Below are 14,156 nucleotides of genomic sequence, written 5' to 3' on the forward strand. Positions count from 1 at the left end.
ATGACACTTTGGTATATAGGTAACACATCCGTCAGAAGTGCATTCCGCCTACGTGACGGTTTAGTTGCGCTTTCTACGTCTTACCTACAAGGCAACATGCGTGGTCAAGAAGGTGACCGCGCTTTTCGTCAATTGCTGGGACAGCATGGCATTGTTTCGCTTGGAACAGACGAAACAAACAGCGTAGGACGGAAATGGCGATCAGCTCTTGGCAAGTTGGGATTTCTGTACCCGGAGATTCCGAGTTCTGCTACAATTCGTCAGGAAGACGTTGGTGCCATGGATACCATCACTCCCAATGGATGGCGACTTATCCGCTCGGAAACCGTGCCTGCCATGCAAGAGTGCTTTTTGCGTGCTCTAGCTGCTCAATATATAGAAATCCCAAATACGGATGGGCAATCTACATGGTTTTCACCGCTCCGGCACACATTGGCAGTTCTTCTCGAAGTGGAACGGCAAACTGGTGTGGCTACTGTTAGCTTTATAGAGATGGCTCTTCATGTTCAGACTACCAGCAGCGCAGATAACATTGTGGCTGTAGCTGAACGCATAATCGCGTTAAGAGATGAACGCAACGCCGCTGAATCGAAACGACGTTTCGATTCAGCCAAATACGAAGAGGCAGGTATTGCTTTTGGTCTAAAAGCATCAACCTTCCGTGATTATGCTGACGCGAATTTCAGATACTTGAAAGCTACGGGTCTTGTCCAAAATAGAGGACGCGGTATTGCTTTAGTACCAGAAAAACGTCTGTTTTCAGAGTTGATGGCAAGAGATGCTTCTGCTCCGGCAACTGAACTTGATAGGTATACTACGCTGTGCAATGGCGCGGCGCTTCCTACAGACACACAGGATGCGGCGTTGGACGTTCTACACGATCTTCTTGCACAGTTATCACAGATGGGTATTCCGTTTGTACTTGGTGATCGACCAGTTAATACGCCGGCTGACATCGCCATCATCCGGCACGAAGTTGAAGATATTATTTTTAAGAAAAAAGAAGAAATTTACGCAAGCGAGCAAGCGGGTCAATGGGAAGAAATTGCTACATACATTGATCTCATTGCTTCGCGTAGAGATCGTCGCCGTATTGATGAGGAAACCGAGATCATTATTCCTCGAAGCGAGACTCCAGCATATCTAGAGTGGACTTTATGGCGCGCATTCTTGGCTATTGACAGTTTGGAGAATAAGCCATATGAAGCAAGGCGTTTTAGGATTGATCAGGACTTTTTACCAGTGGGTACCGCACCTGGCAACGGCCCAGACTTAATTATGGAATTTCGTGATTTCGTTATTGTTATCGAAGTTACTTTGACCGAGAGCTCTAGACAGGAGGCTGCCGAAGGAGAACCCGTCCGTCGTCATGTGGCTGATCTTGTGAACCAGTATGCCGAAGCTAATGGGAAGCCCGTGTATGGCTTGTTTATTGCCAACAATATAGATTCCAACACCGCAGAAACATTCAGAATTGGCGTGTGGTATTCACGAAGCGATGAGAGAATGCAACTGCATATTATCCCCATAACTATTTCTCAATTCAATATGTTTTTTAAGGCGTTGTTTACTACAAACAACGTCGCGCCAGAAGCAGTTATTAATTTAATGAATGATTGTGAGCAATACCGATCAGACTGTGAGGCTCCGGAATGGAAAGTTATGATCAGTCAGACTGTTGAGCGGACAGTTAATGAAATGGTTGCACAATAATGATATTTTAAACATCATTGGAGGTCGATGAATGAATCGAGAATTAGAAGGAATATGGGAACATATGCGAGATCTTGGATTAGCTGCTTTGGCACATGCAAATCGGCATGCTGCGTACTATGATCCTGAAAATTCACGATGGTCAGAATTATCAATTTTACAAGCCGCACACGCAGCAGAAATAATTATCAAAGCAAGAATAGCACAGGAACACCCACTACTTATTTTCGAGGAATTTCCAAAGCTACCTAAAGATGAAGGTATTCCACTCACAATACAGTGTTTATTCGAAAAAGGAAAAACCGCTCAGTGGAGTGACTTGCCTACAAGGCTTTGGGCTACAACAGGAATTAAAATTCCGAACCAAAGAAGTTTTGAAGATTTTGGTAGACTAAGAAATGGAATACAACATTTTTCACCAATACCACGTAATATAGATGCTTCAAATACTACACTTAAGTTTGTTTTTGAAGTAATAGATCCCTTTATAAATAATTGTTGGGGTTTGTTTGCTATTGACTATGACGAAGATTATGATTCTTATGAGAATTTTCCAAATACATTAATCAGAATGGAAATACCATTTTTAGTTTCACCAGAATCAGTAAAGTATTATGAGTTTTGGAAGGATGATTTAGCAAATACAGATATAAAATATAAGAATGATTTACTTACTTACATAAATAGGCACTATAAACAAATACCAACACCATGAGCGGTTTGTTTCGCTGATGGACAAATATATGCCGAAGTGGAGAGAAGTCAAGGTTACGCTGAACGAGCAGACGCTTCGATTACATGGAATAGGACAGTTCGAGGGGGATAAAGTATGCATGGGATTACACCAAAGGGAAAACAGGAAGAGGTCATGGCTCTGCCCGCCAAAGGCCACATCGTTGTGCTTGGTACTGCCGGTAGCGGCAAGACTACCATTGCTTTGCTTCGCGCTCATCACCTCGCCAACATACCCGAAAGCGGCAGGGTGTTACTCGTTACATTCAACGGCGCGTTAGTCGAATATATGCGTGGTATAAGTAAATCTCGGTCAGCAAAACTTGTTGTCGAGAACTATCACAAGTTTGCCAGGGGCTATTTGAACAGCAGAGGGAAGATGCCTCGCTGGAACGGAATTCTGAGCCCGGACGAAAAGGCTTATTACATAGAGCAAGCCGTAGATGTATTAAAAAGGGAGCACCCTGCCGAATCCACGTTAAGGCGCTCTAAGGGGTTCTTTATTGACGAGATAACCTTCATCGAGAAATTCGGGTTTACCGATCTTGCCACATACAATGAAGCAGAACGTATCGGTCGTGCAGCCGCTAATATTAAGCGAGAAAACCGCAAATGGATTTTTGCAGTATATAAAAAATACATAGAACTGCGCGAGGCAGCTAGTCGGAAATATGACTGGGACGATTTGGCTTTTTATGTCTACAGCGAACTGCAAGATGACGAAAACGAACGCAGATATACCCACATCATCGTGGACGAGGGGCAGGATTTCTCCCCAATGATGATTAAGTCGTTGGTAGACGCTGTGGCCGACGGCGGGTCGTTTACCTTCTTCGGGGATGTAGCGCAGCAGATTTACGGCAGCCGTCTATCTTGGCGTGACTCTGGAATTAACGCTGATAAGATCTGGCGGTTCGATGTGAATTACCGCAACCCCGCCACCATTACGGCTTTTGCTAAAGACATAACCGAAAGTGAATACTGGCGGCAAGACGGCGATATGGTCGAAGCTACTGCCCAGATTGCCGAAGGACCTAAGCCCATACTCGTGAAATTCTCAAACAAGCCGCGAGAGATGGCTTGGGTAGCTGAGCGAGCTATATCCACAGGAAAAACCTCGTCTACGGTGATTGTTTGCAGGACCAGGGCTGACATTGATTCTTTTTTGCGAGTGTTGAAGAACAAAGGATGCGACGCAACGGAAATCGATAAGGACACTCCCGGATATGCCCATATAAAGACGGTTTATCTCACGACCTTCCACGCCGCAAAAGGACTGGAGTTCGAAAACGTGTTTGTCCCGTTTTTGACGGACGATAAACTCCCAGACCCCGACACAGTTGCGAATGCCGTATCTGAAGAGGATGCATATGTCGATGAGATAAAGCTGCTTTACGTTGCGACAACCCGCTCGAAATACGGGCTATACATGACATATAGCGGCACGTTGTCTCCGCTGTTTCCTGAGGATTCAGATAGCTATGATTTTCACGATGAGGAGGAAGTGGAATGAGCGCATACGAAATTTTGACGGCTCGTGGTGTGACACGCTTATGCCACTTTACGAAGTTCCAGAGCCTGACGCACATTATTCCTTCGGCGGATGGCATTCTGGCGAGCAGCTCGATACGCCAAGATACGAAAAACGTCACCGACACGGCTCGGTACGACGGCGAATTGGATTATGTGTGCTGCTCTGTTCAGTACCCAAACTCGTGGTTCTTGAAAAAGGCTATGCAGAACAACCCCGATAAGATCTTCAAAGATTGGGTTGTTCTGTATGTCGATTTGAGCATACTAAAATATAAAAACGCGAAATTCTGCCCTTGCAATGCGAGCAAATCATATGGAACCCATATAGATGACAGGATGGAAAATATCGATTCAATCTTTGCAACTTCTGTCTCTACATTTGCATACCCGAGGTCTCCACAAATGCTCGCTTCCTGCCCGACAGACGGGCAAGCGGAAATCTTGATTAGGGACAGTATTCCACGAGAGTACATTATCGGCATGGCCGTTGGGAATGAGGAGGTTGCGAAGCGGATTTATGGGATGCTGAAAATGTACGGCATGGAACAAATACCGCTTTATGTTGCTCCAGATGTAGTGACGCCGAATTGGAGCAGTATGATTAAGAATGGTCGTCGACCAATCGAGACCCAGTGCGGCTGGTCAGAGGAGGTGTAAGTTATGTCTACGGCGATACCAACCCATATAGAAAAATGCAAAGGAGCAATGCTGGCCACCGCCATTGGTGATGCTTTAGGTTGGCCTAACGAGCCACGCTCAAAAAACAAAATAAAGAACTCCAAAGTCAACGACTATTTTGTTGAGTGGACTCGTCGCAATAACAAGCCATGCTATCATGACGAGAAGATTCTCCCTGGTGAATACAGCGACGACACCCAGATAACCTTATCTGTAGCAAGAAGCATTATCACGGGCAACTGGGAGAAATTTTTCGCTGAAAAAGAACTCCCTTTCTGGCTTAATTACGAGCGCGGTGGCGGCGGGGCCTTATTAAAGGCGGCAAAATCCTGCAAAGAAGGTTCGCTGCTGTGGCAGTCCAGCTATACAAAGGACTACTTTAACGCGGGCGGCAACGGTGCTGTCATGCGTATTTTACCTCACGTCATAGCATCGTCACAAACGTCTGATATCAAGGGTGTGTTGCTTGATGTTATAAAAAACGCCATTATCACCCATGGTCATCCGCGGGCAATTTTGGGCACCACCTGCTACGCATATGCGCTGGACTATCTTCTAAGGAAAGATGCTGTATTAGAATACGGCGAACTTGTGACCGCAGTGATAGAAGGAAAGGAAATTTGGGGGGCATACCTTAGTTATGATGCCTTTGGAAACTGGCTTAATGTTGCAAGCCAGCATCGCGACTATGAGTACGCAACGGAATGGGAGAATACTCGCTCCCGTATGGTGAAGCAACTCGTGTTCATCAAGGATTCACTCAAGAAGGGCCTAATGCTGGACGATACAAAAGTATTGACTCAGTTAGAATGCTTCTCGACTGCAAACGGCGCTGGTGATGTAGCTATCTTGGCCGCAATTTATCTGGCTTCAAGGTATGCAACCAATCCTACGCTCGGTATAAAGGTTCCCGCCTTTTCGTTCGGAACAGATACAGATACCATTGCCTCCATTACTGGCGGTTTATTGGGTATGCTTTGTGGCATGAATTGGATTCCGATCGAGTGGAAAGTGGTCCAGGACTACGATTGCCTTATCCGGCTTACTGATCTCTTACTCGCTAATAACAGTAAATATGCTGAAAAAGCCGATGTGACAGAGGCAAAGACTCATGAATCCGATTGGATAAATACCGCAATCGGTCGTATGCGTAAAATCGGCACGGCAACTGTTCCGAACGGTAAATACGCTATTGTAACCATTACAAAATGGAAATCCGCGCTGGGACAGACCTTATACACGAAAGATATGCAAAAGCTCGATAATCAGCCTAAACGCAAAGATAGTCGGTTGCCGTTGCCTCAGCAGCCTTCATTGTATGATATGGATGCACAGCCTCGCTCTGAATCTAAACCGCCGGTTCAGGTTCAGACAACTCTGCCTGTGCAAGAGATTACCTCCCATAATGTTGTTCCGCAAAAAAAGCAGCGACAGCTTGTCTTAGACGAAAATGGCGTAAATGCATTGCTCGATAATTCCAAGTTCAAGAAGAACATTACTATTGGTAAGGTACTGAAAATAGTTCAAACCTTGATTGAGGGTAACGATGCGAGTGAGGCTATTGCGAAACAATTTGAGGTCGAACAGGTGATGGTTGATCTCATTAAAACCTACGTGAAAAGATAAACCGAAGTAAGGATGCAGTTCAACAAGAGGGATAACTATGATAGAGAAAGGATGGTTGAACTGCTTTTTTCAAAAAAGAAGAAAACAGACTCCCCTGTTGTTTTAATGCACTACGAAGGCCTGCGGGGATTCAGTCAGTCTTAATGAGAACTCGCAGAAATTACACAGCCTATGTTAGAAATGATAATTCCGACACTCGGAGAGAAAATAAGAGAGGGTTGATATGAGCGAAAAACTACAATTTTCCTTTGAAAGCGTGCTAAACGCGGCGGCAAAAGCGCCGCTTGTTAGAATCGACAGAGCAGAATTCCTCCGCAAACAGCTTTCAGGGCGTGTTTCCCCTGAAATGGTTGATACGGCTGTTGAAAGGGGACCAATAGCAGCTGGCGTATCGCAGGACATAATCGAAAACTCGCTAAAGGTAGCATAGACTTTGAAACTACGAAAGTCACCGCAATTTCAGCAGCAGCGGGTCTTCCCGGAGGAGCGGCTATAGCCGCTACGATACCCGCTGATTTGGCACAGTTTTACGCTCATGTCCTACGGATTGCCCAAAAACTGGCATACCTCTACGGTTGGGACGAGCTGTTTAGCGAAAACGGTATGGATGACGGTACGGAGCAAACGTTGACATTATTCATCGGTGTGATGTCGGGCGTTCAAATGGCTAATGCAGCACTGAATAAGATAGCGGCGAACGCCGCGCCAAAAATAGGAGCAAAAATAGCGGCAAAGCCACTAACCAAAGGCGCGATTTACCCAATAGTCAAAAAAGTGGCGGGGTATCTCGGTGTCAAAATGACAAAGGATGTGTTTGGAAAAGGAGTTTCTAAAATCATTCCCGGCATCGGTGCTGCAACGTCTGGTCTGCTTACATTGGCTACTTTCAAGCCTATGGCGAAAAAGCTCAGAAAGTATTTGTCAGAAGTTGCTCCTATCGTTGTAGCCGGAGAAGATGTTTCCGAGCCGATTATCATTGAGCCAGATTGAAGAAACGAGCCGAAAGGCTTGTTTTTTGCTATATATTCTGCTTTCTGAGTCTATATACACAGAATTTTCTACAAATTTACCCTTGAATATGGTATAATATAGAAAATTCTACTGAAAGTGCGATATTGATTTTAATTATTATTCAAAGAGATTTAAACGGCACTCGGGGGTATCGGTATGATTCTATCGGATAATGAAACCAAAATTGACATGCTGAATAATCGCGCCATCGCGAAGACAGTTGCTGAACTCATTAAAGAGTGTGACGACCGTCCTATCTCTATTGGGGTTCACGGGGATTGGGGTGCCGGGAAATCGAGCATCTTAGCGATGGTTGAGGATGAGCTTTCAGCGCAAAAAGGTGGAATCGAGTGCATACGCTTCAACGGTTGGAAACATCAAGGTTTCGAAGACGCTAAAATCGCCTTGATGAGCGCGATTGTTTCCGAATTAACGGAAAAGCGAAAACCATCCGCAGAGGCAAAGATCATATTGAAAAAACTCTGGAAGAACATCAATTGGCTCAGCGTGGCAAAAGCTGCAGGTAGCGTAGCTTTTTCTGCTGCTACTGGTATTCCTCCCATTGGATTATTAAGCAACTTGATGGATAATCTGAAAGGTTCAGTAACCGATAAAGAAAAAGTGACGACCGCCATTGAAAGTGTGGGCCAATATCTCACAGACGCCAAAGTGTTTGAAGATAATTCTCTGGCAAAGGAATTCTCAGAATTTCAAAAGTCTTTTGAAGAACTTTTGCAAGAATCAAAGGTTAAAAAACTTGTCGTGCTCATAGATGATTTAGACAGATGTCTGCCCAAGGTCACAATCGAGACGTTGGAGGCTGTTCGCCTATTTATGTTCTCTAAGTCCACAGCCTTCGTTATAGCCGCAGATGAAGCTATGATTGAGTACGCAGTACGCAATCACTTCCCTGATCTGCCCGATGACGGTGACATCCGGACAGGGTTTGAATACTCTAAGCGTTATTTAGAAAAATTAATTCAAGTGCCGTTTCGCATTCCCGCGTTAGGCGAAATTGAATCTGGAATGTACATAACTCTACTGCTGATAGGGTCATGTTTAAAAGAGGATGGCGTTGAGTTTAATAAGCTATTGACGGTCGCGATTGATAAAATGAAGAAGCCGTGGGAGAATTTAGGCTTCACAATTGAACAGCTTAAAGAAGCTCTCGGCGAAACATATTCTTCTATATCGAATGAAATAACCGTATCGAACCAGATAGCGGATATATTGGCGAAGAACACCCAAGGTAATCCGCGAAAAATCAAGCGTTTTATCAACATGTTGCTGTTGCGGGATAGAATTGCTGAAGCAAGAGGTTTTGGAGATTCCATTCAAATCCCCATTTTGGCTAAAATGATGCTCGCAGAATATTTCTTCGTAGACGAATATAAAAAAATAGCCGCTTTAACAGATGATAACGGAAAATGTGATTTGCTTCACACCTTTGAAATACTGCTCCTGGAACCTACTAAAGAAGCAGAAACATCGGCTGAGGATACGGACAAACCAAAGTCAGAAAAAACGAAAACCCTGGCTGTGGTCCCTAAGCCTGAAAAAAACAAAGACTTAGAACCATGGGAAAATAATGCGGATTTTACCGCGTGGGCATCCAGTGAACCCCTATTGGGCGAAATTGATTTACGTCCATACTTTTTCGCCAGTAAAGAAAAAGAAGACTTTTTCTTTGATCAAGTTAAGTCTGATCAGCTACGGATTCTCATCAGTAAGCTCATGGGTGGCTCAATGAATATAGCTAGTGCCAATGACGAGATTAAAGCATTGTCTCACGCAGATGCCAGGAAAGTCTTTGAGGTTCTATCATCAAAGATACTTAAGAATGGCGATATTACTATGATGCCGAAAGGTATTGAAGGCATTAAGGCGCTTGTTTCACAGCATAGCGATTTAGAGCCATCCTTAATTGCGTTAATTGAAACGTTTGATTGTAAGAGAGTCGGAGTTTGGATTTGCAGCGGATGGGATAAATGCGTAACCACTGAAAATCCGAAATCACGTTTAGGTAAATATTATGAAAGCCTTTCAAAAGAGGGTAATGGCTTGGTGAAAGCGGCTTTGAATAATACGCGGAAGTGAGGGGTGAAAAATGGGAACATCAACAAGTAACCGTGGGCAAAACGGTAATACGCCGCTGGTACCTTCCTGGTTGGGTGATAATGATGGTGATCAACAGCCATTACAACCAGGGCCAGGACAACCTCAACCAGAGCAGCCCCAACCGGCACAACCTCAACCGGCCGACCCAAAACGCTTTTCAGCTCCTCGCAGTAATTTTACACGATATGTAAATAGTGGTGGCAGTGGAGGCGGAAGTTTACATCGAGCTACGTCTAATTACGTGCGGCACTCATTGGGGGGATCTCAAAACGCGACTACTCGGTTGGGTTCTGCACGAAACAGTACTGCCCGCTTAGTTTCCGTGTTCAGCAGTTTCGTTAATCGCGGCGTAGCGGAAACGAGCAGAGATTATAAGCTTGGGGATATTATCGGAAAAAGCGCGTCTGATGTTTTGCTCCGTATAATGGACTTTGTTTGTCCGGACGGCGGGAGCACTGATGAAGGAATTGCCAGAAACTCTTATATCGAAGCGCTTTCCACATTGCCTGATTGGGAGGACAAGACGATTGAATCTCTCACCCCTCCCGAGTTTCTCGCTTTTACGGAAATCTATATGGCTAATGTTATCGAGGAAAGGCTTGTAAATGACATCGGGAACAAATTATTCGCCTTGCCCGATGATGTCGCTCAAGTTGAGAGCCTTCAGGGGCAACTCAAGGACTATATAAAGGGAGCGGTTTCGGATTCGGTTTCCAAGCTGAATGTAGATATCCGTTCCATAGATACATCGCAAACGAAAGCCATAGTTGATTCAATCTATCGCACAGCTTATGATATTTTATCAGGACTGGAGGAATAGCGCATGAATAAGTATCTTCTTGTCGGTGATTATGTTCACAAAGAAGTCGCATCGGCGAACAGAGCGGATTACATAGCGGTTACCGTACCTTTCAGGAGTGATGATGGCACGCTTCAATATGGGATAAGTCATGCCATGAAAAAGCTTAAGGAGAATGGTATATATCCAACCGAAGATGGAATCGATATTCTCAGCCTCGCGGGCTTAGTCTATCTTGCCGATACACGGATTTCCCGAAGCCTCCACTCACAAGACAGCTGGACAAGAGAAATCGCTATTGAAATACCTGTTTATAACCTTGAAAAATGGACGCCTCTTGGAGGATTGTTTACAAGGATGTTAAATTTCCTGACGGGAGACAGATGGACAATATCGTTCAGAAAAAGAGACGAGGAACTTTCGGAGAAACCTAAAGATGAAACTCCCCCGCCGGAATTTGACGCGGTTACCCTTTTTTCAGGCGGAATGGATAGTTTGATCGGGACGATCAATCACTTGGAAAACCATCATAAAACTGCTCTTATAAGCCATGCGGGTGACGCGCATACAAAAAATGCCCAAAGCAAGTTGCTAGCTCATTTCCAAGGTAAATATACCGAGCTTGCTCCGCTATATCTCGACTTATGGATGGTTTTTGAGAAAAACCTGATTCCAGGCGGAGGGAATGAAAACACAACGAGAAGCCGGTCGTTTCTATTCATAGCGCTTGGTATCTTTGCCATGAGTGGGATGAAGGGAGTATCGACCCTGGAAGTTCCCGAAAATGGCTTGATAGCATTAAATGTACCGTTGGATGAACTGCGCATCGGCTCGCACAGCACACGGACAACACATCCCTTTTACTTGGATTCGTGGAATCAGGTGCTACGAGGCTTAGGAATCGAGTTTTCCATTCAAAATCCATATTGGAATAGAACAAAGGGAGAAATGGCTGACGAGTGTTTGAACAAGGAATTTCTATTGCAAGTGATTCAAGATTCAATTTCCTGTTCTTCCCCGCAGAAAGCTCGTTGGAGCGGTGCTGCTCCTCAGCATTGCGGGTATTGTGTTCCATGTATCATCCGTAGAGCGGCAATGAACAAGGCATTTAGGGAAGAAGGAGACAGCACCCCTTACTTAATAGACAACGTTTCAGAAATAGCTGCCAACCATGAAAAAGGCAAAGGAGTACAACTCCGTTCTTTTCAAATTTCTATTAATAAAATCAAGGAACAGCCGCAACGGGCTAAAATTCTAATACACAAAAGCGGTCCTCTTTCTGGAGATAGCGCTTATCTGCAGGAATTATCGGATGTATACCTGAGAGGGCTGTTGGAGGTTGATGATTTCATAATTAAAAGTACCGAAAGCGAGAGGCAGACATAATAAAGCTTGTATTGTGTGGTGACTGGTTATGGATATTTATGATATGCATTGCCATGTAGATTTGATGCAATCCATGGTTGAATTCAGCAAATCAGCATTGGAAGAACGAATCAATCTATTGGCAATGACAACAACGCCAAAGGCGTATGAGATTGAAAAGCAAAAGCTCAGTGGTTTCTCCAATGTCCAAGTTGCTTTGGGATTACATCCGCAGCTTGTCTTTGAAAGAATCAATGAACTCGCTTTAATTGAAAAATATATAAGCACAACCAGATTTGTTGGTGAGATTGGCCTGGATTTCAACAAGCAGTTTTATCACTCCAAAGAAAGTCAGATTGATGTTTTCTCACAAATTATCGGGTGGTGTCAAAGATCACCAATGAAAATTATATCAATCCATTCCGTCCGGTCAGATAAAAACGTACTGGATATTTTGGAAAGATACGATTGTACAAAACATAATAATTGTATCTTGCATTGGTATTCAGGAACATTAAAACAACTCGATAGAGCCATAGAACTTGGCTGCTTTTTCTCGGTTAATGAGTATATGCTTAATTCTCCAAATGGGCGGTTGATAGTACAGAAAGTTCCTGGCGACCGATTATTATTAGAATCTGATGCTCCATTCATTTCAGATATAAAGACGGTTGATCAGCTCAAACGAAAGTTAACTTATTGCCTTAATGAGTTAGCTACAATAAAGGGAAATGAAGTATCGACATGCATTGCTGAAACAAGCCGTCGATTATTTGAAATATGTTGATGACACTTATAGTGAAGGTGGTTTTGTGGATTTTAAATATATAACTGCAGATGAAAGAGAAGAATTATATAATGAGATATGGTCTGAGCCTGTAATTACTGTTGCGAAAAGGTATGGAATGTCCGATAACGGGCTACGTAAGCATTGCAAAAGGCTCGGAATTCCGCTGCCACCTAGTGGTTATTGGGCGAGAGTTAAAGCAGGGCAAAAAGTGCCAAAAACAGCTTTGCCGAAAGTAACAGGTGAACTTAAGAAGCATGTCCGTAATTATGCTATAAAGTATAGGACCGACATTGAACGATTAACTGATGCAGAGTTAATGGCTGATGAAGAATTATGTTTGCTAAAAGATGAGACAAAGAAGTTTATAAAGGAAATATGTTCTCAAGTTCAGGTGAAAGGCCAGCTTAGAAGTCCTCATCGTTTAATTACAGAGCATAAGGAAGAAGTTATTTATAGAAAAAAGAGAGACAAGGCGCTAAAACAGGCTAATTTCAGTTCAAGCTATTATGCTAACGTGAAAAGCAAATACAGAGATAATAATCCCATCCTCCCGATAAATGTTTCTGAATCTAGCATAAACAAAGCGTATAGAATTCTGGATGCAATTATGAGTACGCTTGAAGAGATGGAGGGATATACTCGCGTTAGTATAGAAGAGGGCAAGGACAGAGCCTATTTTGTTATTATGCGTTCAGCGTTTTATTTTGAGCTAAAAGAAGAGTTAAGAAAAAAACGCGGCTCTCAAAATAGCTCTGAAGCCCAGACATATTTGGTGTTATCCATGTCTGCGAAGAGTTGGTTTACTGATAGTGGCCATTGCAATATGGATTATAAAGATAATGATAACGAACCCTTGGAAACCCAGGTAGGGAAAATTATTTATGATATGTTTGTTGTTGCAAATAAGCATTTAGCTTTAGACGAATTGAAGGAACGAGAAGAAAAAAGAGAATGGGAAGAACACAAAAGACAGCGGCGCCTTGAGCAGATGAGAAAGGGCGAATTAGAAGAGATAAAGCTTCTAGAGCAAGCCGCTTCGGACTGGGACAAAGCCGAAAAAATAAGAAGATTTGCTTACTGTATGGAAAGACAAATAAACGACGTTTCCGACGAAGGAAAAAAGGAGATGCTCTCTAAATGGCTGAAATGGGCTCGTGATAAGGCTGATTGGCTTGATCCTCTTACAGAAAAGGATGACGAGCTTTTAGGTAAAAGTAAACATATATTTGAGCTAATAGAAGATGAGAGCGATTAGAATAGTTAGGCGGTGAGTTGTATGGCAATTTCATTCAGGCATAGTGCGGGATTCGGTAAAAGAATGGAGTATTACATAATAGGTTTAATGCTGAAAGAAGGCATTGATTGTTATGTTCCTTTAGTAGATGATGATGGAATTGATGTCGTTATTCGAAAACAGGACGGAAGTTTTATAGAAGTTCAGATCAAAGCAAGATCTAAGGATGTTACGGATGGCGATGCGGCATTATTTGCCGCAATGACTCATGAGTATAGACCTAATTATTTCTTTATATTTTATTCGGAACGCTTAGAGAAAATGTGGATCATGTCGTCGGAAGAGTTTTTAAAAGAATGTGTAACAAATAAGACCGGCAAAAATGCCGGGAAACGTAGTATATGGTTTAATGGAAAGAAAAAAGATCCTATAACGGGTGAACCAAAAGAATACGCAAAATCGCAGTTCGAAAAGTATCGAGCAAAAAACTTCTCTAGGTTTTATAGCTTAGCGTAAATGTTAAAGTATTATCTGCATTTGTTGATACTGTTGATATA

The 14,156-nt window shown here is 43.3% G+C and carries 13 protein-coding genes; all 13 read left to right on the forward strand.

What is annotated here, in order from left to right; all coding sequences use genetic code 11:
* The 13 genes from AC4HCY_RS09840 (at position 1) to AC4HCY_RS09900 (ending at position 14,115) form a co-directional block, all read left to right on the forward strand.
* Positions 1-1,713 (forward strand): AlwI family type II restriction endonuclease, encoded by a 1,713-nt coding sequence (locus AC4HCY_RS09840; RefSeq protein WP_491095970.1) that lies wholly within the window; start codon positions 1-3, stop codon positions 1,711-1,713.
* 31 nt (positions 1,714-1,744) lie between these two features.
* Entirely contained in the window at positions 1,745-2,428 is a 684-nt protein-coding gene (locus tag AC4HCY_RS09845) for a hypothetical protein (protein WP_491095971.1), read from the forward strand.
* 114 nt (positions 2,429-2,542) lie between these two features.
* The gene (locus tag AC4HCY_RS09850; RefSeq protein ID WP_491095972.1) at positions 2,543-3,958 is read left to right on the forward strand and encodes a 3'-5' exonuclease; all 1,416 of its coding nucleotides are present in this window, start codon (positions 2,543-2,545) and stop codon (positions 3,956-3,958) included.
* Positions 3,955-4,635 carry a DUF4433 domain-containing protein gene (locus tag AC4HCY_RS09855; RefSeq protein ID WP_491095973.1) on the forward strand — a complete coding sequence of 227 codons (681 nt, stop codon included), beginning with the start codon at positions 3,955-3,957 and terminating at the stop codon, positions 4,633-4,635. The genes AC4HCY_RS09850 and AC4HCY_RS09855 overlap by 4 nt, the downstream gene beginning before the upstream one ends.
* 3 nt (positions 4,636-4,638) lie before the next feature.
* Entirely contained in the window at positions 4,639-6,282 is a 1,644-nt protein-coding gene (locus tag AC4HCY_RS09860; protein ID WP_491095974.1) for an ADP-ribosylglycohydrolase family protein, read from the forward strand.
* Between the two features lie 223 nt (positions 6,283-6,505).
* The gene (locus AC4HCY_RS09865) at positions 6,506-6,712 is read left to right on the forward strand and encodes a hypothetical protein (RefSeq protein WP_491095975.1); all 207 of its coding nucleotides are present in this window, start codon (positions 6,506-6,508) and stop codon (positions 6,710-6,712) included.
* A gap of 86 nt (positions 6,713-6,798) precedes the next feature.
* Positions 6,799-7,272, forward strand: coding sequence for a hypothetical protein (locus tag AC4HCY_RS09870; RefSeq protein ID WP_491095976.1), 474 nt, complete (start codon positions 6,799-6,801; stop codon positions 7,270-7,272).
* 177 nt (positions 7,273-7,449) lie between these two features.
* Positions 7,450-9,390: a Qat anti-phage system ATPase QatA gene (qatA, locus tag AC4HCY_RS09875; protein WP_491095977.1), complete on the forward strand. Its 1,941-nt coding sequence runs from the start codon at positions 7,450-7,452 to the stop codon at positions 9,388-9,390.
* Positions 9,391-9,694: 304 nt separating this feature from the next.
* Positions 9,695-10,231: a Qat anti-phage system associated protein QatB gene (gene qatB / locus AC4HCY_RS09880; RefSeq protein ID WP_491095978.1), complete on the forward strand. Its 537-nt coding sequence runs from the start codon at positions 9,695-9,697 to the stop codon at positions 10,229-10,231.
* Between the two features lie 3 nt (positions 10,232-10,234).
* Complete coding sequence (qatC, locus tag AC4HCY_RS09885; RefSeq protein ID WP_491095979.1) at positions 10,235-11,596, forward strand: Qat anti-phage system QueC-like protein QatC; 1,362 nt, start codon at positions 10,235-10,237, stop codon at positions 11,594-11,596.
* 28 nt (positions 11,597-11,624) lie between these two features.
* Positions 11,625-12,362 (forward strand): Qat anti-phage system TatD family nuclease QatD, encoded by a 738-nt coding sequence (gene qatD, locus AC4HCY_RS09890; RefSeq protein WP_491095980.1) that lies wholly within the window; start codon positions 11,625-11,627, stop codon positions 12,360-12,362.
* A 25-nt stretch (positions 12,363-12,387) separates the two neighbouring features.
* Positions 12,388-13,620 carry a hypothetical protein gene (locus tag AC4HCY_RS09895; protein WP_491095981.1) on the forward strand — a complete coding sequence of 411 codons (1,233 nt, stop codon included), beginning with the start codon at positions 12,388-12,390 and terminating at the stop codon, positions 13,618-13,620.
* A 21-nt stretch (positions 13,621-13,641) separates the two neighbouring features.
* Positions 13,642-14,115, forward strand: a complete 474-nt coding sequence (locus AC4HCY_RS09900; RefSeq protein ID WP_491095982.1) for a hypothetical protein — start codon at positions 13,642-13,644, stop codon at positions 14,113-14,115.
* Positions 14,116-14,156 lie beyond the last annotated feature (41 nt).

The sequence above is a fragment of the Lutispora sp. QWL-02 genome (genome assembly GCF_058315355.1).